24 protein-coding genes and 1 pseudogene are annotated in these 24874 nt (G+C 69.0%); 12 read left to right on the top strand and 13 right to left on the bottom strand.

Features of this window, described 5'->3' with window-relative positions:
- Positions 1-276: 276 nt before the first annotated feature.
- Positions 277-2463, top strand: coding sequence for an RNA polymerase recycling motor ATPase HelR (helR, locus tag PJ985_RS10180; RefSeq protein ID WP_271683318.1), 2187 nt, complete (start codon positions 277-279; stop codon positions 2461-2463).
- 109 nt (positions 2464-2572) lie between these two features.
- Here the strand turns inward: helR and PJ985_RS10175 are convergent.
- Positions 2573-2804, bottom strand: a pseudogene (locus PJ985_RS10175) (NAD(P)-dependent oxidoreductase); the annotation flags it as partial.
- Between the two features lie 323 nt (positions 2805-3127).
- On the opposite strand from PJ985_RS10175, the gene PJ985_RS10170 reads away from it, so the two are divergent.
- From PJ985_RS10170 to PJ985_RS10150, 5 genes are all read left to right on the top strand, one after another.
- Entirely contained in the window at positions 3128-3508 is a 381-nt protein-coding gene (locus PJ985_RS10170; protein WP_271683317.1) for a helix-turn-helix domain-containing protein, read from the top strand.
- A 56-nt stretch (positions 3509-3564) separates the two neighbouring features.
- Complete coding sequence (locus tag PJ985_RS10165) at positions 3565-3975, top strand: hypothetical protein (RefSeq protein ID WP_271683316.1); 411 nt, start codon at positions 3565-3567, stop codon at positions 3973-3975.
- Between the two features lie 114 nt (positions 3976-4089).
- Positions 4090-4431 (top strand): DUF2516 family protein, encoded by a 342-nt coding sequence (locus tag PJ985_RS10160; protein ID WP_271683315.1) that lies wholly within the window; start codon positions 4090-4092, stop codon positions 4429-4431.
- 126 nt (positions 4432-4557) lie between these two features.
- A complete protein-coding gene (locus PJ985_RS10155) occupies positions 4558-5181 on the top strand; it encodes a DUF47 domain-containing protein (protein ID WP_271683314.1) in 624 nt (207 codons plus the stop codon).
- Positions 5182-5186: 5 nt separating this feature from the next.
- A complete protein-coding gene (locus tag PJ985_RS10150; RefSeq protein WP_271683313.1) occupies positions 5187-6185 on the top strand; it encodes an inorganic phosphate transporter in 999 nt (332 codons plus the stop codon).
- Between the two features lie 73 nt (positions 6186-6258).
- Here PJ985_RS10150 and pstB read toward each other — a convergent pair whose 3' ends face one another.
- The 4 genes from pstB to pstS form a co-directional block, all read right to left on the bottom strand.
- Positions 6259-7035 carry a phosphate ABC transporter ATP-binding protein PstB gene (pstB, locus tag PJ985_RS10145; protein WP_271683312.1) on the bottom strand — a complete coding sequence of 259 codons (777 nt, stop codon included), beginning with the start codon at positions 7033-7035 and terminating at the stop codon, positions 6259-6261.
- A gap of 44 nt (positions 7036-7079) precedes the next feature.
- Positions 7080-8141, bottom strand: coding sequence for a phosphate ABC transporter permease PstA (pstA, locus tag PJ985_RS10140; protein WP_271683545.1), 1062 nt, complete (start codon positions 8139-8141; stop codon positions 7080-7082).
- Positions 8142-8206: 65 nt separating this feature from the next.
- On the bottom strand, positions 8207-9202 hold the full coding sequence (pstC, locus tag PJ985_RS10135; protein ID WP_271683311.1) for a phosphate ABC transporter permease subunit PstC: 996 nt from the start codon (positions 9200-9202) through the stop codon (positions 8207-8209).
- Positions 9203-9286: 84 nt separating this feature from the next.
- The gene (gene pstS, locus PJ985_RS10130; RefSeq protein WP_271683310.1) at positions 9287-10411 is read right to left on the bottom strand and encodes a phosphate ABC transporter substrate-binding protein PstS; all 1125 of its coding nucleotides are present in this window, start codon (positions 10409-10411) and stop codon (positions 9287-9289) included.
- Positions 10412-10761: 350 nt separating this feature from the next.
- Here pstS and PJ985_RS10125 point away from each other — a divergent pair, with 350 nt between their 5' ends.
- Positions 10762-11112, top strand: coding sequence for a metal-sensitive transcriptional regulator (locus tag PJ985_RS10125; protein ID WP_271683309.1), 351 nt, complete (start codon positions 10762-10764; stop codon positions 11110-11112).
- A 49-nt stretch (positions 11113-11161) separates the two neighbouring features.
- Here the strand turns inward: PJ985_RS10125 and PJ985_RS10120 are convergent, their stop codons facing one another.
- The 3 genes from PJ985_RS10120 to PJ985_RS10110 all read right to left on the bottom strand — a co-directional run bounded on the left by PJ985_RS10120 (position 11162) and on the right by PJ985_RS10110 (position 14389).
- Positions 11162-12139 carry a hypothetical protein gene (locus tag PJ985_RS10120; protein ID WP_271683308.1) on the bottom strand — a complete coding sequence of 326 codons (978 nt, stop codon included), beginning with the start codon at positions 12137-12139 and terminating at the stop codon, positions 11162-11164.
- Between the two features lie 335 nt (positions 12140-12474).
- The gene (locus PJ985_RS10115) at positions 12475-13200 is read right to left on the bottom strand and encodes a phosphatase PAP2 family protein (RefSeq protein WP_271683307.1); all 726 of its coding nucleotides are present in this window, start codon (positions 13198-13200) and stop codon (positions 12475-12477) included.
- A gap of 211 nt (positions 13201-13411) precedes the next feature.
- Positions 13412-14389, bottom strand: a complete 978-nt coding sequence (locus PJ985_RS10110) for a bifunctional lytic transglycosylase/C40 family peptidase (protein ID WP_271683306.1) — start codon at positions 14387-14389, stop codon at positions 13412-13414.
- Between the two features lie 281 nt (positions 14390-14670).
- On the opposite strand from PJ985_RS10110, the gene PJ985_RS10105 reads away from it, so the two are divergent.
- Positions 14671-14976: a hypothetical protein gene (locus PJ985_RS10105; RefSeq protein ID WP_271683305.1), complete on the top strand. Its 306-nt coding sequence runs from the start codon at positions 14671-14673 to the stop codon at positions 14974-14976.
- On the opposite strand, the gene PJ985_RS10100 is transcribed toward PJ985_RS10105, so the two are convergent.
- Entirely contained in the window at positions 14973-16205 is a 1233-nt protein-coding gene (locus tag PJ985_RS10100) for a PQQ-dependent sugar dehydrogenase (RefSeq protein ID WP_271683304.1), read from the bottom strand. The genes PJ985_RS10105 and PJ985_RS10100 overlap by 4 nt on opposite strands.
- Before the next feature lie 233 nt (positions 16206-16438).
- Between PJ985_RS10100 and PJ985_RS10095 the strand changes: the two genes are divergently transcribed.
- The 4 genes from PJ985_RS10095 (at position 16439) to PJ985_RS10080 (ending at position 20543) form a co-directional block, all read left to right on the top strand.
- A complete protein-coding gene (locus tag PJ985_RS10095; RefSeq protein WP_271683303.1) occupies positions 16439-17212 on the top strand; it encodes a hypothetical protein in 774 nt (257 codons plus the stop codon).
- A gap of 95 nt (positions 17213-17307) precedes the next feature.
- On the top strand, positions 17308-17763 hold the full coding sequence (locus PJ985_RS10090) for a hypothetical protein (RefSeq protein WP_271683302.1): 456 nt from the start codon (positions 17308-17310) through the stop codon (positions 17761-17763).
- Positions 17760-19991, top strand: coding sequence for a hypothetical protein (locus tag PJ985_RS10085; protein WP_271683301.1), 2232 nt, complete (start codon positions 17760-17762; stop codon positions 19989-19991). Before PJ985_RS10090 ends, PJ985_RS10085 begins: the two co-directional genes overlap by 4 nt.
- Before the next feature lie 294 nt (positions 19992-20285).
- The gene (locus tag PJ985_RS10080; RefSeq protein WP_271683300.1) at positions 20286-20543 is read left to right on the top strand and encodes a hypothetical protein; all 258 of its coding nucleotides are present in this window, start codon (positions 20286-20288) and stop codon (positions 20541-20543) included.
- An 84-nt stretch (positions 20544-20627) separates the two neighbouring features.
- On the opposite strand, the gene PJ985_RS10075 is transcribed toward PJ985_RS10080, so the two are convergent.
- Genes PJ985_RS10075 through PJ985_RS10060 form a run of 4 tightly spaced genes read right to left on the bottom strand, consistent with a single transcriptional unit; the run spans position 20628 to position 24862 of the window.
- Entirely contained in the window at positions 20628-21683 is a 1056-nt protein-coding gene (locus PJ985_RS10075; protein WP_271683299.1) for an ABC transporter ATP-binding protein, read from the bottom strand.
- Positions 21680-22756 (bottom strand): ABC transporter ATP-binding protein, encoded by a 1077-nt coding sequence (locus PJ985_RS10070; protein WP_271683298.1) that lies wholly within the window; start codon positions 22754-22756, stop codon positions 21680-21682. The genes PJ985_RS10075 and PJ985_RS10070 overlap by 4 nt, the downstream gene beginning before the upstream one ends.
- Positions 22757-22769: 13 nt before the next feature.
- Positions 22770-23783 carry an ABC transporter permease gene (locus PJ985_RS10065; RefSeq protein ID WP_271683297.1) on the bottom strand — a complete coding sequence of 338 codons (1014 nt, stop codon included), beginning with the start codon at positions 23781-23783 and terminating at the stop codon, positions 22770-22772.
- Positions 23780-24862, bottom strand: coding sequence for an ABC transporter permease (locus PJ985_RS10060; protein WP_271683296.1), 1083 nt, complete (start codon positions 24860-24862; stop codon positions 23780-23782). Before PJ985_RS10060 ends, PJ985_RS10065 begins: the two co-directional genes overlap by 4 nt.
- Between the last annotated feature and the right edge of the window lie 12 nt (positions 24863-24874).

Genomic DNA, 24874 nt, shown 5'->3' with positions numbered 1-24874 from the left:
GGATTGGCGCAGGGCCGGGTTTGTGGCACCAGACATCGGGCGTTCCACGTGAACAAGGGTCGCTCCGACGGGGAAACGCGCCCTGCGGGCATCAGTGCGGGCTGCTGCCGGGGCGTGCGTCCGCCGCACACCAGAAATGGCAAGGAGAACCCTCTCCTTGCCACTCTCAACGTATAGCGCACGGGGGGCCTTGCCACAAGACCCCGGTCGTGCCGCAGAATCGCCTGCCGAGGCCAGAACCTGCGGAAATGGGAGATTCACGAAGTGCATACCGAAATGCCGTCGAGGGCACCTTCGGCGCGTGGGAGCGCGTTCGAGCTGCCCACCCGCCTCTCCCCGAAGGCCGACCCGGCGCTGATCGCCGATGACGAGCGCCACTTCGCGGCCCTCGCGAAGAGCCTGGACCGGACGATCACGGAACTGTCCCAGCACCTCGACGCCGTGCGCCGGGCGCCGGGCGGCCTCGGGCGGCAGGCCATGGACCGGGACGCGGAGATCCACCGGCTGACCGGCCGTCTGCGTGCCCTGCGCCGCTTCGGCCTGGACCTGTGCCTGGGCCGCATCGTCCCCGCGGACGCCCCCGAGCCCTTGTACATCGGGCGGCTCGGCCTCGCCGACAGCGCGGGAGGCCGCCTGCTGATCGACTGGCGCACCCCTGCGGCTGAGCCGTTCTTCGCGGCGACCCACGCCCACCCGATGGGCCTGGCGAGCCGTCGCCGGTACCGCTGGACCGGCGACCGGATCAGCGACTACTGGGACGAGGTGTTCACTGCCGACGGGCTCGCAGGGCACGCCGCGCTCGACGACCAGTCCGCATTCATCGCCGACCTGGGCGAGAGCCGCACGGCCCGGATGCGGGATGTGCTCGCCACCATCCAGGCCGACCAGGACGCCATCATCCGGGCGGACTCGCGTGGGGCCCTCGTGGTGGACGGCGGTCCGGGCACGGGCAAGACCGTCGTCGCCCTGCACCGCTCCGCCTACCTGCTCCATTCCGACCCCCGCCTCGGTCACCGGCGTGGCGGCGTGCTGTTCGTCGGCCCGCACCAGCCCTACTTGGCCTACGTCTCCGACGTACTCCCCGCCCTCGGCGAGGAGGGCGTACGGGTCTGCACCCTGCGGGACCTCGTCCCCGAGGGGGCCGGTGCGATGGCCGAGACCGATCCGGAAGCGGCCCGCCTGAAGTCCTCCGCCAACATGGTGAAGGCGATCGAGCCGGCCGTCCGGCTCTACGAGGAGCCGCCGTCCGAGGGGATGACGGTCACGGTCGACGGGTCCGACGTCCGGCTGAGCGCCGACGACTGGGCCGAGGCTTTCGACGCGCCGGTCCCGGGCACCCCGCACAACGAGGCGCGCGAGCAGATCTGGGAGGCGCTGACCGCGATCCTGCAGGACAAGCTCATGCCGGGCGGCCCGGAGGGCGACGACCCGTCCGAACCGTTCCGCAGGTCGCTGCGGCGGAACAGGGAGCTGGCCGGGGCCCTCAACCGGGCGTGGCCCCTGATCGAGGCGTCCGACCTGGTCGGCGACCTGTGGTCGGTGCCCGCCTATCTGCGGATGTGCGCCCCCTGGCTCGGCCCCGACGACATCCGAAGGCTCCAGCGGGCGGACCCCCGGGCCTGGACGGTGTCCGATCTGCCGCTCCTGGACGCGGCGCGGCAGCGGCTCGGCGACCCGGAGGCGGAGCGGCGCGAACGCAGGCGCAGCGCCGCCCTCGCCACCGAACGCGCCCGGATGGCCGAGGTCATCGATCATGTGCTCGCGGCCGATGACGACGGCGAGGGCGCGGTCACGATGCTGCACGGCCAGGACCTGCGGGACAGCCTGATCGACGGGGCCGCGCTGCCCACCGCCGACCCGGAACCACTGGCCGGCCCGTTCGCGCACATCGTGGTGGACGAGGCCCAGGAACTGACCGACGCCGAGTGGCAGATGCTGTTGCTGCGCTGCCCGTCCCGCAGCTTCACCATCGTCGGTGACCGCGCCCAGGCCCGGCACGGGTTCACGGAGTCGTGGCAGGAGCGGCTGAAGCGGATCGGGCTCGACCGGGCCGAGGTGGCCTCGCTGAGCATCAACTACCGGACTCCGGAAGAGGTCATGACGGAGGCCGAGCAGGTCATCCGGGCCGCGCTCCCGGATGCCAATGTGCCGGTCTCGGTCCGCCGGGGCGCCCCCGTCGTGCACGGCTCCGTCGCGGAGATCGACTCCCTTCTCGGCAACTGGCTCGCCACGCACCCCGAGGGGACCGCCTGTGTCATCCACGCCGGCGGCACCGGCGACGTCACGTTCCGGCCGGATCCCCGCGTCCGGTCGCTGACCCCGGCGCTGTCCAAGGGCCTCGAGTTCGACCTGGTCGTCCTCATCGACCCGGGGACGCTCGGCACGGGGATCGAGGGAGCGGTCGACCGTTACGTGGCGATGACCCGGGCGACCGGGCAGCTCATCATCCTCACCACCCGCTGACGACCCGTCCATGGGCCGGCCCGTCTCCGCTGGAGTTCCCACCGCGCAGATTGACTGAGACAGCTGCTGCTCGGCTGTCTCAGTCAATCCGGGTAACGCGGGGTCTTCCTCAGCGGCGGCCCAGGAGCTCGGCGACCCGTATGAACCCGTCGGCACCGTGACCCCGTCCTATGGCTCGGCGGGCCATGCCCTCAGCCGCGCGCATCACGCCCGCGTCAATGCCGTGTGCCTCGGAGGTGTGGACGATGTGCGCCATGGACGATACGGCACGTGATCGGGTTGTCCTCACCGGAGTAGTGACCGCTGTCGGCCTCCTCCGCGGTCTCTTCGAAGATCGGCGGGGGCCACCGCCGTTCGGAGAAGCTCACCGAGGCCCGGTCGGCCTCATGACGCATCGCCTCGTCACCCACTTTCACCAGGATCTGACGGCCCTCCGGCCGCGCTTCACCAGGGTCACCCCATTGCCGCCCGTCGCCAAGTACCCACAAAAAAGTGGCTACTACGGGCGGCGCGGGGGCCGGACCTTCTTGAGCAGCTCGGTCAGGTGCCGCTGCTTCCTGGCGCGCCGTTCAGCACCCGGGCTCCCCAGCGGTCCGGCACGCCGTGCTGCACAGAAGCAAGCACTCCGCTTGCAATAGTTAGCAACATCGGGCAGGCTGAGGTCATGACTCCGTTCGACGTCGGTGGTCTCGGCGACTTCCTCCGCGAGCAGCGCCGCCAGGCGAAACTCTCGCTGCGGCAGCTCGCGGACGCCGCCGGGGTGTCGAATCCGTACCTCAGCCAGATCGAGCGGGGGCTGCGCAAACCCAGCGCGGAAATCCTGCAGCAGATCGCCAAGGGCTTGGAGATCTCCGCCGAGACGCTGTACGTGCGGGCCGGGATTCTCGACGAGCGGGAGGCGGAGCCTTCCGGCCGGCCGGGAGTCCGGGAAGCAGTGCTGGCCGACCGGGCGCTGACCGAGCAGCAGCAGCAGGCGCTGCTGCAGATCTACGACTCGTTCCGCGGCACCACCGCCGACTCCACACCGACCGAACAACCCAACTGAACCACCGCAAGCGCCGGGCCCTGGGGTCCGGCAGACCCTGGGAGGGGCCGAGAACCATGGCACGCACCGACGACCTCCGTAAGACCCTCAGCAACGCCACCCCGCTCTACTTCGCCGCCGGCACCGCGGACCTCGCGGCCGAGAAGCTGCGCGAGCTGCCCGCCACCTTCGACAAGCTGCGCGCCGAGGCGCCCGCCCGCATCCAGAGCGTCCGGGAGACCGAACTGCCGAAGCTGCGCGAGCAGGCCCAGACCCTCGCTCAGCAGGGCGTCGGCGCCGCGCGCGAGTACGCGGCGAAGGCCCGGGAGACCTATGACGAGCTGACCGAGCGCGGCAAGGGAGCGGTCGACGAGTGGCGCTCCGAGAAGGACTCCACCGAGGTCGTCGCCGAGGTGATCGTGGAGCGGGCCGAGACTCCCGCGGCCGAGGCGGGGGACGGACCGAAGAAGACGCCCGCGCAGGACTGACCGTGGAAGGGTTCGCCGTCCGTGCAGCCCGGGCCGCCCAGGCATTGGGCGCAGGGCCGCACGGCCGGTAGCGTGGGGTGGTACGGCCGGTTACCGACATGGTGGTGGACACGCATGCTGATGTCAGGATTCAACTCGCTGATGAGCCTTCTCTTCCTGGGCCTGCTCATCCTCAGCATCTTCGCGCTGGTCCACGCGGCGCTGCAACGGGACGACGCCTTCCGCGCGGCGAACAAGCAGAACAAGCAGTTCTGGCTGATCATCCTCGGGCTCACCGTGGCCGTGCAGCTCTTCGTGCCGTGGCTGCTGCTGGTCCTGGCCGGCACCATCGCCGCCATCGTGTACATCGTGGACGTCCGCCCGGCGATCCAGGCCATCACCGGAGGCGGGGGCGGCGGCCGTGGTGGCTGGAGCAGCAGTGACGGTCCGTACGGCCCGTACAACGGTGGGCGCTGACTCCTGCCGCGCCCGTACCCGGCCGCCCCGGGTGACGAGTGACGTCTCGCACGAACGTGGGGTACTGGCCGGAAACTGGCCTTAGCATCATCGGGTACATCCACATGAACCCGGTGAGGACCTCCAGTGCGCTTTCGCCTGACGCCGCGGGAGGACAGCTTCTACGAGCTGTTCGCTCAGGCGGCGGACAACATCCTCACCGGCTCCGAGCTTCTGCTGGAACTGCTCGCGGCCCCGGACGGTGCCTCCCGGGAAGAGATCGGCGTGCGGATGCGGGCCGCCGAGCACGCCGGGGACGACGCGACGCATGCGATCATCCACCAGCTGAACTCCTCGTTCATCACCCCCTTCGACCGGGAGGACATCTACCGGCTCGCCTCGCAGCTCGATGACGTCATGGACTTCATGGAGGAAGCGGTCGACCTGGTGGTCCTGTACCGGCTGGAGGAGCTCCCCCGGGGCGTGGAGGAGCAGATCGAGGTGCTCCACCGCGCTGCCGGTCTGACCTCTGCGGCGATGCCGCAGCTGCGGACGATGAGCGGCTTGACCGAGTACTGGATCGAGGTCAACCGGCTGGAGAACCAGGCGGACCGGGCCCACCGCAAGCTGCTGGCCCACCTGTTCAACGACGGCTTCGACGCCATTGAGGTGATGAAGCTCAAGCAGGTCGTGGATGTGCTGGAGGAGGCCGCGGACGCCTTCGAGCAGGTCGCGAACACGGTGGAGTCCATCGTGGTCAAGGAGTCCTGACCGCGTTGGACACCTTCTCCCTCGTTCTCGTCATCGGGGCCGCCCTGCTCTTCACCTGCACCAACGGCTTCCACGACTCGGCGAACGCCCTTGCCACCTCGGTCTCCACCCGGGCACTCACCCCGCGGGTGGCCCTGGCCATGGCGTCCTTCATGAATCTGGCCGGCGCCTTTCTGGGCAGCGAGGTCGCCCGGACGGTCAGCGAAGGACTGATTGCCCCACAGACCGGCTCCCACGGCATGACGATCCTGTTCTCCGCGCTCGTCGGTGCGCTCGCCTGGAACCTGCTCACCTGGCGCCGCGGGCTGCCCTCGTCGTCCTCGCTCGCGCTGGTCGGCGGCCTGGTGGGGGCGGCGCTCGCCGGTGCGGGCACGGTCCACTGGGACGGGGTGGTGACGAAGGTCGTCCTCCCGATGTTCCTCTTCCCCGTCGTCGGCCTGCTTCTGGGCCGGCTCGCGATGGTCGCCCTGCTGTGGACGTTCCGGGACGCCCATCCGGGCCGGGCGAAGCGCGGCTTCCGGATGGCCCAGACCGTCTCGGCGGCCGGTATGGCCCTCGGGCACGGTCTGCAGGACGCCCAGAAGACGATGGGCGTGGTGGTGATGGCCCTGGTCATCAGCGGGACGGCCGGTGAGGGAGAGCCGATCCCGTTGTGGGTGAAGCTCCTCTGCGCGGTGGCGCTGGCGCTGGGCACGTACGCGGGCGGCTGGCGGACCCTGCGGGGCACGGGACGGAGCGTCATCAAACTCGACCCGCCGCGCGGCTTCGCTGCCGAGACGACGGCGGCCTCGGTGATGTACGCCGCCTCGTACATATTCCACGCCCCGATCTCCACCACCCACGTGATCACCTCGGCGATCATGGGAGTCGGGGCGACGAGGCGGCTCAGCGCGGTGCGCTGGGGGGTGGCGAAACACCTCGTGACCGGCTGGTTCGTCACGATGCCCGCGGCAGCGGTGATCGCGGCGGGTGCCTACGGAGCGCTCCGGCTGCTCCTCGGCTGACGCGGCCGCGCGGCGGACGGCCCCTGTCCCGCGGACCGCCCCTGTCCCGCTGACGGCCGGCCCGGGGGCGGCGTCATCCGAAGCGGCCGGAGATGTAGTCCTCCGTGGCCTGCTGGGACGGGTTGGAGAAGATCCGGTCGGTGTCGTCGACCTCGATGAGCTTGCCGGGCTGGCCGACGGCGGCGAGGTTGAAGAACGCCGTCCGCTCCGAGACCCGGGCGGCCTGCTGCATGTTGTGCGTGACGATCACGATGGTGAACTGCGACTTCAGCTTGTCGATCAGGTCCTCGATGGCGAGCGTGGAGATCGGGTCGAGGGCCGAGCAGGGCTCGTCCATCAGCAGCACATCCGGTGAGACCGCGGTGGCCCGGGCGATGCACAGCCGCTGCTGCTGCCCTCCGGAGAGCCCGGAGCCCGGCTTCTGCAGCCGGTCCTTGACCTCGTTCCACAGGTTCGCGCCGCGCAGGTTCTTCTCGACGACCTCGTCGAGCTCGGACTTGCGGTACTTGCCGTTCAGCTTCAGCCCGGCGGTGACGTTGTCGTAGATCGACATCGTGGGGAAAGGGTTCGGCCGCTGGAAGACCATGCCGACGGTGCGGCGGACCTGTACCGGGTCGACGCCCGGGCCGTACAGGTCCTCGTTGTCCAGCAGCACCTCGCCCTCCACCCGGCCGCCGGGGGTGACCTCGTGCATCCGGTTGAGCGTGCGCAGGAAAGTCGACTTGCCGCAGCCGGACGGTCCGATGAAGGCCGTCACGGAGCGGGGCTCCACGTGCATCGAGATCTCGTCGATGGCCCGGTGGGAGCCGTAGTAGGCGCTGAGGCCTTTGATGTCAATGCGCTTGGCCATGGGGTCTCTCGCTGTCTCTCACGTCTGTCGGTGGCGTCCGGCGGCTAGCGGGCGTGGGTCGGGGACTTCCAGCGGGCGATTCCCCGCGCCACCAGATTGAGGATCATGATGAAGACGATCAGTACCAGGGCGGCGGCCCAGGCCCGGTCGTAGGCGGCCTCGGTTCCGAGTGCCCACTGCTCGTACACGAACAGCGGCAGCGAGGACTGAGCACCTTCGAAGGGGTTCGCGTTGATCATGTTGCTGCCGAACACGAGCAGGATGATCGGTGCGGTCTCGCCCGCGATCCTGGCCAGGGCCAGCATGACGCCGGTGGTGATACCGCCCACAGCGGTGGGGAGGACCACCTTGAGGATGGTGCGCCACTTGGGCACCCCGAGGGCGAGCGACGCTTCACGGAGTTCGTTCGGGACGAGTTTGAGCATCTCCTCCGTGGACCGGACGACGATCGGCATCATCAGGATGGACAGCGCCATCGCACCGGCGAAACCGGAGTAGCCGAAGCCCAGCATCATGATCCACATGCTGAGGATGAACAGACCGGCGACGATCGAGGGGATGCCGGTCATCACGTCCACGAAGAAGGTGATGACCTTGGCGAGCTTCCCCTTGCCGTACTCCACCAGGTAGACCGCCGTGAGCAGGCCGATCGGAATGGCGATCACCGAGCCGAGCACCACCTGCTGAACGGTGCCCAGGAGGGCGTGGTAGATGCCGCCGCCGTCCTGCCAGCTGAGTACGCCGTTCATCGAGTGCGTCAGGAAGTACCAGCTGACCCCCGGGGCCCCCCGGGCGATCGTCTCCCAGATCAGCGAGGCGAGCGGCAGGACGGCCACCACGAAGCTGGTCCACACCAGGCTGGCCGCGAAGCGGTCCACCGCCTGCCGGCGCCCCTCCACCACAGTGGTGAGCGCGAACGTGCCGGTGACGAAGACCAGAGCGGCGATCAGGCCCCACTGCACGCGGCTCTCGAGGCCGAACACCAGCCCGCAGCCGACGCCGACGGCGATCGCGCCGAGCACGGTCGCGCCCGGCGCCCAGCGCGGCAGCCGCGGCTGGTACAGCGTGCTGGCACGATGGCCGGCCGTCGGAGCACCGGGGTCCAGGAGCGGCTGGTCACCGACCGTGGGCGGGCCCGGCTCCTGCTTCTCGTTCTGCTTCACGGATTCACTCACGCGTTGGCCCCCGAGTACTCCTTGCGGCGCGCGATGATCAGCCGCGCCGCGCCGTTGACCAGCATGGTCAGGAGGAAGAGCACCAGGCCGGAGGCGATCAGCGCGTCCCGGCCCATCGTCCCGGCCTCCTTGAACTGGCTGGCGATGTTCTGGGCGAAGGTGGCGCCCCCGGACTCCAGGAGGCTGGCGTCGATGAGAAAGGCCGGGGAGAGCACCGTGGCCACCGCCATCGTCTCGCCGAGCGCGCGGCCGAGGCCGAGCATCGAGGCGCTGATGACACCGGAGCGGCCGAACGGCAGCACCGTCATCCTGACCATCTCCCAGCGGGTCGCGCCCAGGGCGAGGGCGGCCTCCTCGTGGGCCCTGGGGGTCTGTTTGAAGACCTCACGGGTGACGCTGGTGATGATCGGCAGGATCATGATCGCCAGCAGGATGCCCACCGTCATCAGGGAACGGGCCGGACTGCCGTCGTAGGAGAGGACACCGGTCCAGCCGAAGAACTGGTCCAGCCACTCGTACAGGCCGGTGATGTGCGGCACCAGGAACAGCGCGCCCCACAGGCCGTAAATGATGCTGGGCACGGCGGCGAGCAGGTCGACCACGTAGCCGATGGTGCCGGACAGCTTGCGCGGGGCGTAGTGCGAGATGAACAGCGCGATACCGACAGCGACCGGGACGGCAAGCACCATCGCGATGATCGAGCTGATCACGGTGCCGAAGAGCAGCACGGCGATACCGAAGACCGGCGGGTCGGCGTTGGCGTTCCACTCGAAGGTGGTGAGGAAGTTCCCCTCGTTCGCCTGGACGGCGACCACCGACCGGGCGGTGAGGAATGCCGCCATCGCGGCCATGATCACCAGGAGGGTGATACCCGCCCCTTTGGACAGGCCGCTGAAGATCCGGTCGCCGGGGCGCGTGGCTCCCTTGCCGGCCGGAGCCTTCGCCGGCCCCGCGCCCCCGGGAGGCGGGAGGTCAGTGCGTGTCGCAGGCATTCCCATCATCTTTCCGTGTGGGCGGGACGCGGAGCGGAGCGGTCGGTCCGGCGGTCAGAGCCGGGACCGGCAGCGGAGCCGGCATCAGCTCATGCTGCCGATGCGCTCGCGTACCTGCACGATGATCTCTTCCGGGATCGGCGCGTAGTCGAACTCCGACACGATGCCCTGCCCGTCGTCGCTGGCGGTGTACTCGAGGAAGGCCCTGGTCAGCTCCAGCGTGTCCGGAGCGTTCCCCCGGTCGCAGACGATCTCATAGGCGACCAGGTTGATCGGGTACGCGCCCTCGTCCGATGTCGCGTAGTCCAGCTGGAGGGCCAGGTCCCCGTCCTCACCGATGATCTCCCCGGCCGCGATGCCGGCCGAGGCCGTCTCCACCGTGGCGGCCACCGGCTCGCTCGCGCCGGTGTCGATGCTCACCACGGGTATGTGGTTCTCGTGGGCGTAGGAGAGCTCGAAGTAGGAGATCGCCCCCACGTTCTGCTGCACCATGCCGACGAGGCCGGAGGAGCCGTCCGCGGACTGTCCGCCGCTGCCCCGCCACTGCTTGTCCGGCTCGTACGGCCACGCCTCGGGGGCCGAGGCGTTCAGGTAGGAGGTGAAGTTGTCGGTGGTACCGGAACCGTCCGAGCGGTAGAACGGAGTGATCCGGATGTCGGGCAGCTCGACGTCCGGGTTGAGCTCCGCGATGGCCGGGTCGTCCCAGCGGGTGATCTCGGAGTCGAAGATCTCCGCCATCGTGACGGCGTCCAGCACCAGGTCCTCGACCCCCGGCAGGTGATAACCGACGGCGATCGGGCCGGCCACCATCGGAAGGTGAATGGCCTTGCCGCCGTCCCGGCAGACCTCCTGCGACTCGGCGACCTCCGCGGCGCCCAGCAGCGAGTCCGTGCCACCGAAGGCCGTGGTGCCCTGCAGGAACTCCTGGATGCCCGCCCCGGAACCGGTCGCCTTGTAGTTCACCTGACTGTCCAGGCAGTTCGCCTGGTAAGTGTTCGCCCACACCTCCATGGCGTTCGCCTGCGCAGTCGAGCCGGAGGCCAGCAGCGCCCCCTCGGGCCCGCAGCGCACGTTCTCGGAGGAGTAGTCGACGGCACCCGGGATTCCCGAGTTGTCATCGGTGCCACAGGCAGTGAGAGCCAGGGCGCCGCAGACCACGACGGCGACCGGACCGAGAGCACGGTGCCGGGTCGTGCGCGGAAGCTTCACTGTCTTCGGTTCCTTCCGTACGGGTCCGGGGCTGACCGCGAACGCACGCCGCGGACACACGCCCGAGGCCAAAAGTAGGGAGAGCAGGTGAAGTGACAGACGGTCGCAAGTGAACGGAAGATGAACTGCGGAGGGCAGCCTGGTTGCCCACCCCTGTCCGGCTACCACGGGGCGCCGACGCAACACGTGGGGTGAATTCCGCCGAGGGGGAGAATCACCTCGGTAGAACCGTAAGCCCCGGCGCATCCGGCCGCCGCCGGAGAGCCCGGAAGGTGCGAGACTGCCGAAAGCAGCGCGCGTTCGATAGGATATACCCGCAAGGGGTATATCCGCTCGTGGGAGGAGCCGTCATGACCACCGCTAAGGAGAGCACGGCGGGGAGCCCTGCGCCGGCCGTCCTGCCCGAGCACAGCCAGCACGGCCACGGCTACAGCAAGGACAAGGACGCCCACCTCAAGCGGCTGCGCCGGATCGAGGGGCAGGTGCGCGGCCTGCAGCGGATGGTCGAGGAGGACGTGTACTGCATCGACATACTCACGCAGGTCTCCGCCTCGACGAAGGCCCTGCAGTCCTTCGCACTGCAGCTGCTCGAGGAGCACCTGCGGCACTGTGTCGCCCGGGCCGCCCAGGAAGGCGGCGAGGGTATCGACGACAAGGTCGAGGAGGCCACCGCGGCCATCGCGCGACTGCTCAGGACCTGACCCCACCGCTGCGGGCGGCCCGCGGCCGGGTCCACCACGCACCGGTGGCTCAGGAAGCGGCGGGCTCCCCGCGTCGCAGCGCCGCGGCGGCCACCACCGCCCCGGCGAAAATGTCCTCCGGCTCCGGCATCACGATGTGCACCGGCGCACCGAAATCGAACAGAACAACGGTTGAGGTGACGTCAATACTCTCGGGGAGGGCGTCCTCGGCCGCCCCGCCCGCTGTGTCCCCACCCGCCGTGTCCTGGCCCGCCGCGTCCTGACCCGCCGCGGAGTTCACGAAGCTGAAGCGGTGCCGGACCTTCCGCAGCAGCCCGTCCTCGTCCAGATAGGCGTCGAACGGTACCGCTGTGTCGGCGAAGCCTCCCACCGCCGCAGCCAGCTGCTCCCGGTACACCGGATCCACCGCGGCCTCCGCAGCCACAGCGATGTCCGTCACTCCCCGGTAGTGCCGCAGCAGCTCGCCCCCCACCTCTTTGACGCCGAGGTCCGCGACCTGCAGGACGCCGCGCAACAGCTCGGCAGCGGTGATCGGATCCGTGGCCCCGCCGGTGACGAGGTTGCCGTCGGACAGCGAGGCGGTCTCGACCCGCACCCATTTGTCGGGGGGCACGCCGGCACCGCGGTTCTTCATGTAGAGCGCCCCCGGAGCGAACAACTCGGTGACCGGCTCGGCCACCGGCTCCCCCGGGAGCCTGACCCGCAGCTCACCGACCCGGCCCACGTAGTCGAAGGCCCCTTCACCATGGATCGTGAGCCGGGTGCCGCCGGACGTCATCCGCAAGGCGGTGCCGGCCTGGGAGCTTTCCGCCGCAGCCAGCGTGTCCGCCACTCGGCGGATGACGTCCCGGGCCTCCTCGGAGGGGTCGCTGCCCACCCCCGCGGCGCTGTCCATCACGGTGCCGGGCGCCGCGGGGCCGATACCCGAACAGCCGGTGACCGCGACCCCCGCGGCGAGCGCAGCCGCCCAGCAGACCAGGGCTGTGAGACATCTGCTCGAGCGCCGCGCACGCTGCCTAACCCGCATGGACCACCGACCCCCCACCACCGTCACCGTTTCCTCACCCGGATAACGAAGTCCCCCGGACACCGTCACGGGCGGAAGGCCGGCTGCGCTCGATACGGTGGATCCGTGCAGCACGAGAGTGAAGCGAGAACGCCGCGGGCCGCTCCCGCCCCTGAGCACCACATCAGCTTGGTGGAGCGCGGCCCCTTCCTTGCCCCCCGTTGCAGCTGCGGCTGGGCCGGCCCGGCCCGGCGTTCACGGCCGCTGGCCCGCGACGAGGCCGCCGCCCACGTCCTCGCCCCGTCTCCGGGGCCCGGTGGGGGTACCGAGGGCTGAGGGCGGCCGTACCTTCGGGCTCAGGCAGCCATCCGCTTCCGGGTACGCGCACGTCGGCGCGCCGCGCGCCCGGTGGGCGGCTGTTCCTGCTCGGCATCAGGCCCGGCGTCAGGCCCGGAGCGGGGCCCGGCATCGGGCCCGGCAGCCGGTACAGCCACCCAGCCCAGCCAGCGGGACTCGGAACAGATCCGCACCAACGGGGTGAGAGCGGCCATCGCCAGCGGCGAGAGGAGCAGCGCCAGGGCGGTACCGAGAGCGAAGCCGCCGATGATGTCCGTCGGGTAGTGCAGGCCCATCAGCACCCGTGCGAAGCCCTGCAGCAGGGCGAGCGCGAGAGCGATCAGCCCGATCCTGCGGTGCACCAGGATCAGGGCGACCGCAATCGTCATCGCCCCGGACGCGTGGTCACTGACGAAGGAGTAGCTGACCTTGCCGTCGAGCATCACGTGGATGTCGGCATCCACCACGAAGGGTCTGGGCCGGCCCACGAACTCCCGGATCGGGGAGTTCAGCAAGTAGGCCAGAGCGGCGGCCAGCGGGGCCCAGGCTGCCCCGGCCACCGCCTGCACGGCGTCGGTCCGACGGCGCACCACCCACCAGGTGACAAACACCAGGAGCACCAGCGCCAGAGGGAGACCGAACTCCCCCATGAACGTGACGGCGCCGCCGACCCAGCCCGTCAGCCCTTCTGCCAGCCCGTTGATGCCGCGCAGTACATCGACGTCGGGGTTCTCGAGTCCTGCCATGTGCCGTGCGGCCCCTTCGTCCTCTTATTCGTCGTACTCGTCGTACTCGTCGTACTCGTCCACCGCGTCGTGACATCCGGAAGCGGAAAGCTCCATACCAGCCCACGTAACGCCGCGTACACCCTGCGGCGTTCCGACATCCACCGAAGAATCACCGCAGCGTTACCCAAGAGAGATCAGCCAGGAGCGTTCACGCAGCGCGATCACCATGTCACGTCGCAACCGGGCGGGTGGCCCCGTAGTAATCGGGCTTGTCGATCGGACTGAAACGTATCTCCGCCCCGGTGTACGGAGCATCGATCATGTACCCACCACCGACGTAGATCCCCACATGGTGAATGCTGCGTGAATCGGTGAGGTCGGTCGCGAAGAATACAAGATCACCGGGTAGCAGCTCCTCCCGGCCCGGGTGCGGCCCCGCGTGCCACTGGTCATTGGCCACCCGCGGAAGCTCGATGCCCACCTGCTCGAAAGCCGCCTTGGTCAGCCCTGAGCAGTCGAACCGCCCGTCATCCTCCGGGCCGCCGTCCCCGCCCCACAGGTACGGCGTACCGAGCTGCTCCTGCGCGAAATGCACGGCTCGCGCCGCCGCCTCCGAAGGCGGGAGCCGCACCTCGGCCTCCGCCTCGGCGAAGCTCTCCTCCGCCGCCCGGATGACCCGCACATAGTGCTGCGTCTCCTGATACGGCGGGACTCCGCTGTACTGGATGACGGCGTACGGACCCGCGTTGTACGCGGCCAGCATGTTGTTCACCGGATCGCCGGGCACGTCCTTCACGTACTGCGCCAGCTTGCAGTTGTAGGACGCGGCCGACGGGATGGCGTCCTCCGGATCCCAGACGTCGGCCCGGCCGTTCCCGTTGCCGTCGATGCCGTGCACCGCCCAGGTGCCGGGGATGAACTGAGCGATGCCCTGTGCTTCCGCGTGGCTCTGCGCGTTCGGGTTCCAGCCGCTCTCCTGGTTGAGCTGCGCGGCCAGCCGCGCCGGGGTGAGCTCCGGACACAGGTTCCCCCACTCCTGGACGAGCCCCGCGTACGCGTCCGGTACGGAGTTGCGCGCCAGCTGGCCGCCCTTGCCCCCGGGGCCGAGCAGACCGGCCGCGGCACCGTAGACACCGACGACCAGGAGGGCCATGAAGAAGGCCACCCCCCCGAACCCCAGCCCAACTACCAGCGCCACCTTTTTCATGCGACAACCATCCCGCACAACCGGCCGGTGGGAAAACCCCGTTCGCCCAGCGAGGACCCGCATACCCGGCGCACCGGAGCAGAACACCCCAGCGCACGCTCCACCCGGCCGCCCGCGACCGCCGCACGTGCGCCGGCCCCACCCGGCAAGGACCATGCTCCCCAGCCATCCCGCCCCGCGACACCTCGTCAGCGGGTTCGTCCTCTCTGACTGGAGGTCACCTCTGTCCGGAGAACGTGGCACAATCCGGGAGAGCAACAGCGAGAGGCGGTGAGCTCACCATGTACCTGGCCGAAGAAGGCGATATCACCACCATTATCGGCGGCATAGCCCCGGACTGGGGGCCGTTCGGCACACTCGGTGACGAGGCCCGGACCATGGTTCAGGTGATCATGGCACTGGCGATTATCATCTGCCTCGCGATCGCCATCTGGGGTGCTGCCAAGCAACGGATCGGTGCGACCGCGATGCGGGACACCTTCAGCGCGGAGCAGGGCAAGGGCCTCATCGTCGCCGGGCTGACCGGCGTCTTCATCATCGGTTCACTCGGAACGCTGTTCACCATCGTTTACGGCATGGCGGTCTAGGTCACCGACATCCGGATCAGCATGTCGTCCCCCTCGCCGGGATGACCCCGACCGTCCGTGTTGTTCGTGAGAACCCACAGCTCCCCGTCCCCTGCGGGCAGAACGCTGCGCAGCCTCCCGTACTCCTCGTCGAGGAAGGACTGCGGTTCGGCCACGATGCCGGTGCCGGTGCCGTCCAGGGGGACTCGCCACAGGCGCTCTCCCCGCAGTGCCGCCACCCAGAGCGACCCACTCACCTGAGCGAGTCCGCTGGGAGATGCCTCCGCGGGATCCCACTCGTGGACCGGGTCGACGAATTCGGGGTCCCCCCCGGTTCCGGTCACGTCCGGCCAGCCGTAATTTCCCCCCTGCTGGATCAGGTTCAGCTCATCGGAGGCAGCGGGCCCCAGGTCCGTGGCCCACAGGCGCTCGGCAGCGTCCCAGGCCAGGCCCTGCACGTTGCGGTGTCCCAGAGAGTGGACCAGAGAGCCGGAATTGAGATTCCCGTCCTCCGGAGGACGCCCGCGGGGAGTCATACGGAGGATCTTCCCCGCCAGTGACTCGGGATCCTGAGCACTGTCCGGCGCCCCGGCGTCCCCGGTGCCGGCGTACAGCAATCCGTCCGGACCGAAAGCGATCCGGCCCCCGTTGTGACTGTCTCCCTTGGGGATTCTCGTCACGAGGTGGTCCGGGGAGCTGAGCCTGCTGCCCTCCGCTCTCTCCTCACGCAGCAGGAAGCGAGAGATCCGGTTGTCCGAGGCGGTCGTGTAGTAGGCGTACACGTGCTCACCCTCGAACGCTATTCCCAGCAGGCCACCCTCACCGCCGGGCGCCACTCCCTGCACCGTTCCCAGCAGGGTCGTCTCACCCCTGTTCCTGTCCACCTGATGGATGGTCGCCTTGTCCCGGGAGCCAACCAGCAAGTCGCCGTTGGGAAGTTCGGCCAGCCCCCAGGGGGAGTCCAGCCCTCTCGCGACGACCTCGGCCACTTCGGCGGTGCCGACCGCCGGTGCCGGGTCGGGGTCGGGAAGTTCAGGGGTGGGGTCGGGGTCGAGATCCGGGCCGGAGGCGTCCGGCGGTACCGCCGAAGGCGGCGAACCGGGCTCGGCCTCCTCCGCGCCGGGGGGAGCGGGTTCTGCTTGTTCCCGCCCCGCACGGTCGGCAGCCGGCCCACCGGCGCACGCGGCGACCAGACCGATCAACAAGGCGCTCGCCGCCGCCCGTCGGGCCACTCTGCGGCCACGTACCATTCCCCGCGCCTCCCCAGTCGTGCCCATGCCGCGTGGGAACCCAGCCTGCCACACACCGCGTGACACACGTCTGTTCACGGAAATCCCCTGCCCCGCGCTCACAGCTCCGGATCCGGAGCGCCCCGCCCTTCCGCCGCCCGCCACCTCCCGGCGGTGGCTGCCGTTCCCTGCAGGCCGACGCTCACCGCACCAACCGTGACCTCTTCGCGACGGGGGCCCGCTACTGTCACGCCATGGCGTCCACCAGCGTGCATGCAGCGAGTCCCGTCCCGGTCAGCCCGGTGACTGCCGAACCGGAGCCCTCGTCCCGCCTCCCGAGCCGGGTACTGACGGGCGTCACCCTGTGGCGACTGCTCATCGTGGCGTTCTGCTTCATCGGCTACGGAGACGTCGTCGCCCGGGCCGGAACTCCGTTCGCCAATCTGCACGAACTCAGCCAGCTCGCCAGTGTGGTCACCGGCTTCGTCTACCTGGGGCTGGCCGCCTATCCGCTGCTCACCGGGGGCCGGCGGCACGAGCCCCGCTCCGGATGGCTCCGCGGGTCCCTGACCGTCGCACTCATGCTCGTCTGCATCGTGTACGCCACCATGATGGAGAGCGACTACAGCACCACCTCCTCCCTGTTCACCCACGTACTGACCCCGTTGATCGTCCTCATCGACTGGGTTGCCGTGGGACGCAATCAGTCCACAGCCGCCTGGTGGTATCCACTCAGCTGGACCCTGCCGCTGCTCGCGTACCTGGCCTACATGGTGAACGCCGAGGTGTCGTCGTACTCGTTCATCGACCCGTCGGCCGATGGCTTCGTCGCCACCATCGCCGGCTTTGTGGTGGCCGTGATCATCGGCGGCTACGTGCTCCTGGGCCTCGGCAGACTGCGAGCCACGATCGGCAAGCAGCGCAGCGTCGCGGACGTGGCGCCCGTGACCATCACCGGTGCTGCCGCAGAGCCGCCCGCCGACGACGAACCGTCCGATCGCACCCCGTCAGCCGTTGCCGGGCCCTGAGGCGGAATTGGCCTGACGGCCGCGCACCTCAGCCCGCGCGGACGGTACCGTGAGTGAGGAAATTGGCACGATGAGCAGCAGGGGGCGTCTGCGCGATGGGGGCAGCGGGAGAAGGAGATCCGGACCTGTCGGTGCAGGGCTCTCATCTGGAGTCACTCGCTGACAGTGCCTACGCCTTACGGAACGGCATGCTCGCTCACGGAAGTCTGGCGGATGTCAGTACCGCTGACGCGGCTGAGACCCTCGCCGCTGATGGCGCCCTCTCCGGCGCAGCGCTGCTTGAGCTCATGAGTGACTGGGCTCTCGCCCGGGTGAACCTGGTCACGGACTGCGACAGAATTTCCGCGCATCTGGGCGGGACCGTCACTTCGCATGAGACCACCGAATACGCCTGGGTGTCCGCGTTCCAGGACAGCCGGTCGGACGTGTGGACGTCTTCCCTTGCCGGGTTGGCCGGAGTGGACCCCGACAGGGCTGCTCCGAGCCCCTACGTGTCGACGCTGTCCCGGTGGTTGGAGGACGAAGGCGCTGGGGGGTCCACGCCGCAATGATGTTCGAGGAGCTCTACCACCTGCGCCTCAGTCATCTGACTGCTGCTGTTGACGATTGGTCCGCCATGGTGACGCGCCTCGAAGGGCTCTCCGAGGAAGCCCGCTCCCAACTGCACGTGAGGTCAGGCGACAGGGAATGGCAAGGGGAGAACGCCCGAGCCAGTGTTCCGTACATACGGCGTACAGCGGAGCAATTTCGCCACGCGCACAGCCAGGCAGAGGCGACGCTCCGCTTGTTGCGCGCCCTGCTTTCACACTTGACCGCACACCGCCGCGCGCTTCGAGAGTGTGTCGAGGCCGCCCCGTCTCTCGGGTTGCACATCGACGCGACGGGGCGTGTGTGGTCAGCCGATCACCGCAACATCAACCCCGTCACGGGACTGATCATGGAGGCCGCACCGGGTCTCTCGCATCCAATCCCGGAGGAAACACGGGCCGCGATGCGGGATATGGCTACCCGGCTCGGAAGCATCCTGCAAAGCGCCACGGACGATGACGCAACGGCTGCACGAGCATTGCGGGAGATCGTTGCGGACGGCACCGGCGAGTTCAGGGAATCCCATTACAGAAACTGGGAAGCAACAGGAGCCGAGCATGCTGTAGCTGACGCAGAAGAGTTCATCGCACTCGCGCAGAACCCATCTCTGCTGCCCCAGGACGTTGCGCGTATGGCGTCCTTGATGAACCAGCACCACGACGACCCTGCCTTCGCAGACCACGTCATGAGTGCACTGGGAATGCGGGGAATGCTGGATCTGTCCGAGCGGCTCAGCGGGCAGCCCGCCATGCTCCTCTCCGGCACTTCGCATGACGACATGCTGCGAGGGCTGTCGAACACGATGGCCACCGCGCTACGGACGCCCGACCACCTGACAGCCGTGTCCCCGGACAACCCTGCCTACCAACGGTGGCTGTCCGAAACGCCGGAGGGCCGAAGGTACGCGGGGTGGGTGGAGGAAATGCACGAACTGGGCCTGGAGCGCCACGACAATCCGGGCCGTTGGGAGGGATCCGGTCCGGCGCGTTGGGGTCGGCACGGCTACCACGAGCTCACCGATCTACTGGAACACGCGGAAACGCCGATCGGCGAGCACTTCCTCTACGAGCTGGCGGACGGCGTCATCTCCGCAGAGAAGAAACACCCGGATATCTGGTATCAGTTCGATACGGATGAAGCCGGGGAGACGGTGACGCACGACTTGCTGCATCAGGTACTCGGTCTGGCCGCCCACAACAATCCGGCGGCAGCCGCCCTGATCCTTGACCCCGCCAACAACGACCACCTCGAATACGTGCTGGGAGAGAAGGAGGACAGCAGGCAGCCACCTGACTTCTGGAAGCTGGCAATCGGCTGGGAAGCCAGCGGTCTGGCCGATGCTCTGGAGGCGGCGACAATCGGGCGCCCACCTGACCAGGATCCGCCCCCGGACGCCCCGCCTCCCTCAGCAGCCGGCGCCCGCGTCATGCATGAGGTGGTCAGCACTTTCAGCGCGACCCCTCAGCTCATCTCCGACGACGGCCGCTACGCCTTCATGCGGCCACAGCTGGGCAGAATGACAGCGGAGTACATGGGCGACTTCCAGTTTTCGCTTGCCGGCTCCGAGACCCTGCCCCTGCCGGAAAACAGTGCAAACTTGCGCGGCGTCCCTGTAGGACTGTTCCTCGAACAGGTAGGGAGAGCCCCAGAGGCTTATATTGCGATCAGCGCTTCACAGCAGGCCTACACAGCAGTTACCGTTGACGTCGCATTGAACGGGGAAACCGAGTCAACAGTGCCTCCGAGCACTCGTGTGACCATCGCCATCAGTCCCGGAGCAGAGATGGCAGGCATCCTCACCCATGCTCGGTCATCAGCAATCTATGATCTCAACACCGACGCAAGTGTGGCCACTTACCAGAAATGGTCTGAACGAAGCTTGAACGCGGTTTCTGACTACGCAACAAAAGATATTCCATTCGCCGGGACACCAGTTGCAAAGATTACCGATGAATTAAATTCTGCATTCTTTGACTCGATCAAGAAGGATCAGGAGGGCGTCGCCAGTAAGGCGGCGAACGACGTCTACGAGTCCGGCCGTGACTCCACGGAAGCTAACGCCGTTGCTGCAGTCGAGCGTGCTCTTTCGAATGAAAACGCAGACACTGAGGCCGACTTGCGCGACACAGCACGAAATGCCGCTCACAGCGGATTCAATAAGGGAATTACTCGCCTGGAAGGATACCGCTGATAAATGCCCAGAGAAAAGAAGAGACATACCGCTTGCCTTGTCGTTTCACTTGCCGCAAACCTTGCGGTCGGCTGCACTAATCACGCATCGTCAGTCGATTACACATACCCTGACACGCTGTGCGATCAGGCAATACCTCAAGAACTGTACACACCTCTTTTCCCTCCAGGGAAAAGCGTTGAGCAGACAAGCTCGATTCACACCCTGATCGGGTTCTGCTCCGTCAGAGTGGACGGCGATATTGTCATTCTGTCCCAAGCCGACGGGGGCACGTATGAGGAGCAGTATCCCGGGATGGGGGTCGGTGAGGGAGGCGCGCTGGCGGACGGGCTCCGCGTGGAAGGAGAATTCGACGCCTGGGTCTGGCCCGGGTCGGCCATGGCCACCACGCCCTGCACCGTCCCCGGAACACTCAAGGACTTCACCCTCGTCATCGACGCCAAGTACCCCAAGGACCCGGAGGAATCCGAGCGCGTGCTGGCCGAACTGATTCAGCCCTACATGCAGGCGGCCGTCGCCCGGGCCCCGTGCGAGGAGCACCAGGAGCCCTGAGGCGCGAAACCAGCCGGAGCCCGCAGGCCGGGAGGTTTTCTCCTGAACCCCGGTCCACACCCGGGCCACTGCCCACCGAGAGGCTCAGCGGGCCGGGGCGGGTGCCTTCGTGCGGGCGTCCACGAGGTGGCAGGCGACACCGGTTCCTGGCCGGAGCACTGGCAGGGGCTGGGTGCGGCAGGCGTCCGCGACGCCCGCGGCGTGGGCGTCGCCGCGGGCCAAGGCCGGGCAGCGGGGGTGGAAGCGGCAGCCTCCGGGGATGGTGGTCGCGTCGGGCGGTTCGCCGAGGAGGACCTGGGCTTCACCCACCGGGCTTTCGGGCAGCACGGAGACCAGCGCACGGGTGTAGGGGTGCTGCGGGTTCGTCAGGACCTCGTCGACCGTGCCGACCTCCACGATGCGGCCGAGATACATCACCGCGATGCGGTCCGCGATGTTCCAGGCCAGCCCCAGGTCATGGGTGACGACCACGGCGGCCAGGCCGAGTTCGTCGCGCAGTCGCAGGAGAAGAGCCAGGATCTCCCCGCGCACGGAGGCGTCCAGGGATGCCACGGGTTCGTCCGCGATGATGAGGGTCGGGTCCAGCACCAGGGCGCCGGCGATGACGACCCTCTGGCGCTGCCCGCCGGAGAGTTCGTGCGGGTAGGTGAGGAAGAACTTCTCCGGAGGGCGCAGCCCGGCCCGGGACAGCGCGTCCGCCACCCGGTCGCGTTCGTTGGCGTGGAGCCCGTGGATGCGCAGGCCTTCGGCGACCGCGTCGTAGACGGTGTGGCGGGGGTTGAGGGCGCCCGTGGGGTCCTGCAGAACGAGTTGCGCTTCTCGGCGGTATGCCTTGAGGTCCTTGGTGCGGTAGCGCAGTGGCCGGCCCTGGAAGGTGACCGTTCCGGCCGTCGGCTTCTCCAGTCCGAGGAGGGTGCGGGCCACGGTGGTCTTGCCGCAGCCCGACTCCCCGGCCAGCGCGAGGATCTCGCCGGGTGCCAGGTCGATGTTCACCCCGTCGACGGCACGGGCGGTCCGGCCGCCGGGCGCGGTGAAGCGGACCGTGAGGTCCCGGCCGCTCAGGACGGGCCCGGCGGCATCGGCAGGCCCGGCGGCACTGGCAGGCCCGGCGGCATCGGCAGGCTCGGCGGCATCGGTCATGCGTCCCCCTTGGTGAGCACGGACGGATGGGAGGGGTCGGCCGGCCCGTGCGCGGCGTCAGCGTCGGCAACGTCACCGTCCCCGCCGACGGCCCCGGCAGACGGGCCCTGACCCGGGTCGGGGACGTGCAGGCAGGCGGCGTGCCAGTCGGGGCGGGCTGGTCGCAACCCCACCGTGGCGGAGCGGCACTCGTCCATCACCACCGGGCAGCGCGGATGGAACGAGCAGCCAGCGGGCAGGGCGGCCGGGTCCGGCGGGTCGCCGGCGAGGCCGGAGGGGTTGCGCCGCTCGGCGGGGTCGCCCACGGTCGGGAAGGCGGCCGACAGTGCCCGGGCGTAGGGGTGCCGTGCGGCGGCGAACACCTCGTGGGCGGGTCCGTGTTCGACCAGCTTCCCGGCGTACATGACGGCCAGGCGCTCGCAGGTGTCCGCCAGCACCGACAGGTCGTGGCTGATCATCACCAGGGCGATGTCGCGCTTCGCGACCAGGTCCTTCACCAGGCGCAGCACCTGCGCCTGGATCATGACGTCCAGGGCGGTGGTGGCCTCGTCGGCGATGATCAGCCGGGGTGAGCAGGCGAGTGCCATCGCGATCATCACTCGCTGCCGCTGTCCGCCGGACAGTTCGTGCGGGTAGCTGCGGGCCCGCCAGGCGGGCAGGCCGACCTGGTGGAGCAGCTGGACGGCGCGTGCCTCGGCGGCGTTCCAGGACATCCGCTCGTGCAGCACGAGGGGTTCGGCGACCTGCCGGGCGATGCGGTGCACGGGGTTGAGGGAGTGCATGGCGCCCTGGAAGACAATGGACGCACCGGCCCAGCGGACCGCGCGCAGTTCACCCCAGGACATGGTCAGAACGTCCGCGCCGTGCAGCATGATGCGGCCGGTCACCTCGGTTCCCGGCGGCAGCAGGCGGAGCACGGCCGCGGCGACCGTGGACTTTCCGCAGCCGGACTCCCCCGCCAGGCCGAGAGTGTCCCCCGGTTCCAGGGCCAGCGAGATGCCGCGGACGGCGGGGATGTCGCCGCGTGAGCCGCGGTACGTGATCCGCAGGTCGTCGATCTCCAGTACCGGCATCAGGGGCCTCCCATCAGGCGCTGCCGCGCAGCCGCGGGTTGAGGACGGATTCCATGGCCCGGCCGCACAGGGTGAAGGCGAGCACGACCACGAGGATGGCGAGGCCCGGTGGCAGCATGTACCACCAGGCGCCGTAGCTGATGGCTCCGGCGTGGAAGGCGCGTTCCAGGATGTTTCCCCAGGAGACCTGGCTGGGGTCGCCGAGGCCCAGGAAGGACAGGGATGCTTCGGAGAGGATCGCGCCGGCGACCTGGAGGGTGGCGCTGGCCAGGATGAGCGGCATCAGGTTCGGCAGGACGTGGCGGGACATCTGGTGCCAGTGCCCGGCGCCCAGGGCTCTGGCCCGTTCGAGGTAGGGGCGCCCTTCGATCGACATGGTCTGGGCGCGTACCAGTCGCGCGGTGCTCGCCCAGGAGGTCAGGGCGATGGCGATGATGATGGTGGTCCGGCTCGCTCCGAGGGCGACGACCAGGGCGATGGCCAGGACGAGGCTGGGCAGCACGATGAACCAGTCGGTCAGTCGCATCAGCACCCAGGAGACCCAGCCCGCGAAGTGGGCGGCGAGCATGCCGACGAGGGTGCCGAGGCCGACGGCGAGGACGGCCGCGACGATGCCGATCTGCAGCGACACCCGGGCTCCCCAGATGACTTGCAGCAGGATCGACCGGCCGATCTCGTCGGTGCCGAACCAGAACGCGGTGCTGGGGGGTTCCAGCCGTTCGCCCGGGGCGTTGACGGCACGCAGTTCGGATTCGTCGGTGTACCAGGGGGCGAGCAGTGTGGCGGCGGTGATGATCAGCAGGATGCCGAGGCCGGCCAGCCCGGCGCGCTGCTTGCGGTACAGCCGCCAGAAGTCCGCGAGTGCGGCCCGTCGGCGGGTCCAGGTGATGGCGCGGGCCGAGCCGAGTGCCGCAGGCGCCTGCCGGCGCGCCCCGGAGCCGCCTGGCGGGTCCGGGGTGGCCGCCGCGCCCGGCCCGTCCGGTGGGTCGGGGCTTTCCGGCGTGTCGCGCGTGTCGTGGGTGCTCATGCGGAACTGCGCACTCTCGGATCGAGGAAGCGGTACAGGATGTCGGCCAGCATGTTCGCGAGAATGGTGGTGCCGGCGAAGAAGATGAACAGCAGTTGCAGCAGCGGGATGTCCGGGACCCTGATCGCCTGGTAGAAGAGCAGGCCGAGGCCGGGCCAGCTGAAGATCGTCTCGGTCAGCAGTGCGCCGTTGAAGACGGTGCCGACCTGGACGGCCACCAGGGTGACGGTGGGCAGCAGGGCGTTGGGGACGGCGTGCCGGCGGCGCACCGCGTCGTCCCGCAGGCCCTTGGCCTTGGCCACGGTCAGGTAGTCGTTGCCGCGTTCCTCCAGGATCGAGGACCGCATGATCAGCACGAACTGCGCGTAGATCACCGCGGCCATGGTGACGGCCGGCAGCACCAGGTGGTGCGCGATGTCGACGGTCTGCGACCAGAGGTCGTCGCCGACTCCCCGGGCGGAGCGCATCCCGTTCACCGGAAACAGCCCGAGTTTCACGGAGAACACGATGATGACGATCATGCCCAGCCAGAAGGTGGGCGCCGACCAGAGGGCGAGGGAGATCCCGACCTGGGATTTCTCGAAGCGGCTGCCCTGTTTCCAGCCCGCCCGGGCCCCGATCCACATGCCGAAGCCCGCGGCGAGCAGCAGTGCTGTGATGGTGAGCAGCAACGTGTTGGGGAGCCGCGCCCACAGCAGGGTGGTGACCTCCTGGTTGTTGACGTAGGAGGTGCCCCAGTCGAGGGTCACCACTCCGGTGACGTATTCCCAGAACTGCACGCCGAGGGGTTCGTTGAGGCCGAGGCGTTCCTCGATCTCCGCGCGTTGTCCGGGGGTCAGCCCGGTGTCCCCGCCGATCGCCTTCACGGGGTCGCCGCCGATGACGCGGAAGATGAAGAAGGCGCTGAAGAGCACCAGGACCAGGGAGACCGCGGCTCCGGATGCCTTCACGGCCAGGAAGCGCCAGAAATCTCCGCCCGAGCCGGGGTGTGGTGTCTCGTGCGGGTGTGTGTCGCCGCCGGGGGTGCCTGCGCCACCGGAGGGTGACGCAGGCACCTGGGCGGTGGGGTGGATGCCCATCTGCCCGTGTGT

Origin of the sequence: Streptomyces sp. ACA25, from assembly GCF_028200735.1 — a bacterium.
Taxonomy (GTDB): domain Bacteria; phylum Actinomycetota; class Actinomycetes; order Streptomycetales; family Streptomycetaceae; genus Streptomyces.
Note: the sequence above shows the minus strand (reverse complement) of the source record. Positions and strands in the feature narration are given on the sequence as shown.

Excerpts from the sequence above, each read along its gene's own strand:
- helR (WP_271683318.1), top strand. The coding sequence starts at position 277 with ATGCCGTCGAGGGCACCTTCGGCGCGTGGGAGCGCGTTCGAGCTGCCC.
- PJ985_RS10170 (WP_271683317.1), top strand. The coding sequence starts at position 3,128 with ATGACTCCGTTCGACGTCGGTGGTCTCGGCGACTTCCTCCGCGAGCAG.
- PJ985_RS10165 (WP_271683316.1), top strand. The coding sequence starts at position 3,565 with ATGGCACGCACCGACGACCTCCGTAAGACCCTCAGCAACGCCACCCCG.
- PJ985_RS10160 (WP_271683315.1), top strand. The coding sequence starts at position 4,090 with ATGCTGATGTCAGGATTCAACTCGCTGATGAGCCTTCTCTTCCTGGGC.
- pstB (WP_271683312.1), bottom strand. The coding sequence starts at position 7,035 with ATGGCCAAGCGCATTGACATCAAAGGCCTCAGCGCCTACTACGGCTCC.
- pstC (WP_271683311.1), bottom strand. The coding sequence starts at position 9,202 with ATGCCTGCGACACGCACTGACCTCCCGCCTCCCGGGGGCGCGGGGCCG.
- PJ985_RS10125 (WP_271683309.1), top strand. The coding sequence starts at position 10,762 with ATGACCACCGCTAAGGAGAGCACGGCGGGGAGCCCTGCGCCGGCCGTC.
- PJ985_RS10120 (WP_271683308.1), bottom strand. The coding sequence starts at position 12,139 with ATGCGGGTTAGGCAGCGTGCGCGGCGCTCGAGCAGATGTCTCACAGCC.
- PJ985_RS10115 (WP_271683307.1), bottom strand. The coding sequence starts at position 13,200 with ATGGCAGGACTCGAGAACCCCGACGTCGATGTACTGCGCGGCATCAAC.
- PJ985_RS10110 (WP_271683306.1), bottom strand. The coding sequence starts at position 14,389 with ATGAAAAAGGTGGCGCTGGTAGTTGGGCTGGGGTTCGGGGGGGTGGCC.
- PJ985_RS10105 (WP_271683305.1), top strand. The coding sequence starts at position 14,671 with ATGTACCTGGCCGAAGAAGGCGATATCACCACCATTATCGGCGGCATA.
- PJ985_RS10100 (WP_271683304.1), bottom strand. The coding sequence starts at position 16,205 with ATGGTACGTGGCCGCAGAGTGGCCCGACGGGCGGCGGCGAGCGCCTTG.
- PJ985_RS10095 (WP_271683303.1), top strand. The coding sequence starts at position 16,439 with ATGGCGTCCACCAGCGTGCATGCAGCGAGTCCCGTCCCGGTCAGCCCG.
- PJ985_RS10090 (WP_271683302.1), top strand. The coding sequence starts at position 17,308 with ATGGGGGCAGCGGGAGAAGGAGATCCGGACCTGTCGGTGCAGGGCTCT.
- PJ985_RS10085 (WP_271683301.1), top strand. The coding sequence starts at position 17,760 with ATGATGTTCGAGGAGCTCTACCACCTGCGCCTCAGTCATCTGACTGCT.
- PJ985_RS10080 (WP_271683300.1), top strand. The coding sequence starts at position 20,286 with ATGGGGGTCGGTGAGGGAGGCGCGCTGGCGGACGGGCTCCGCGTGGAA.
- PJ985_RS10075 (WP_271683299.1), bottom strand. The coding sequence starts at position 21,683 with ATGACCGATGCCGCCGAGCCTGCCGATGCCGCCGGGCCTGCCAGTGCC.
- PJ985_RS10070 (WP_271683298.1), bottom strand. The coding sequence starts at position 22,756 with ATGCCGGTACTGGAGATCGACGACCTGCGGATCACGTACCGCGGCTCA.
- PJ985_RS10065 (WP_271683297.1), bottom strand. The coding sequence starts at position 23,783 with ATGAGCACCCACGACACGCGCGACACGCCGGAAAGCCCCGACCCACCG.
- PJ985_RS10060 (WP_271683296.1), bottom strand. The coding sequence starts at position 24,862 with ATGGGCATCCACCCCACCGCCCAGGTGCCTGCGTCACCCTCCGGTGGC.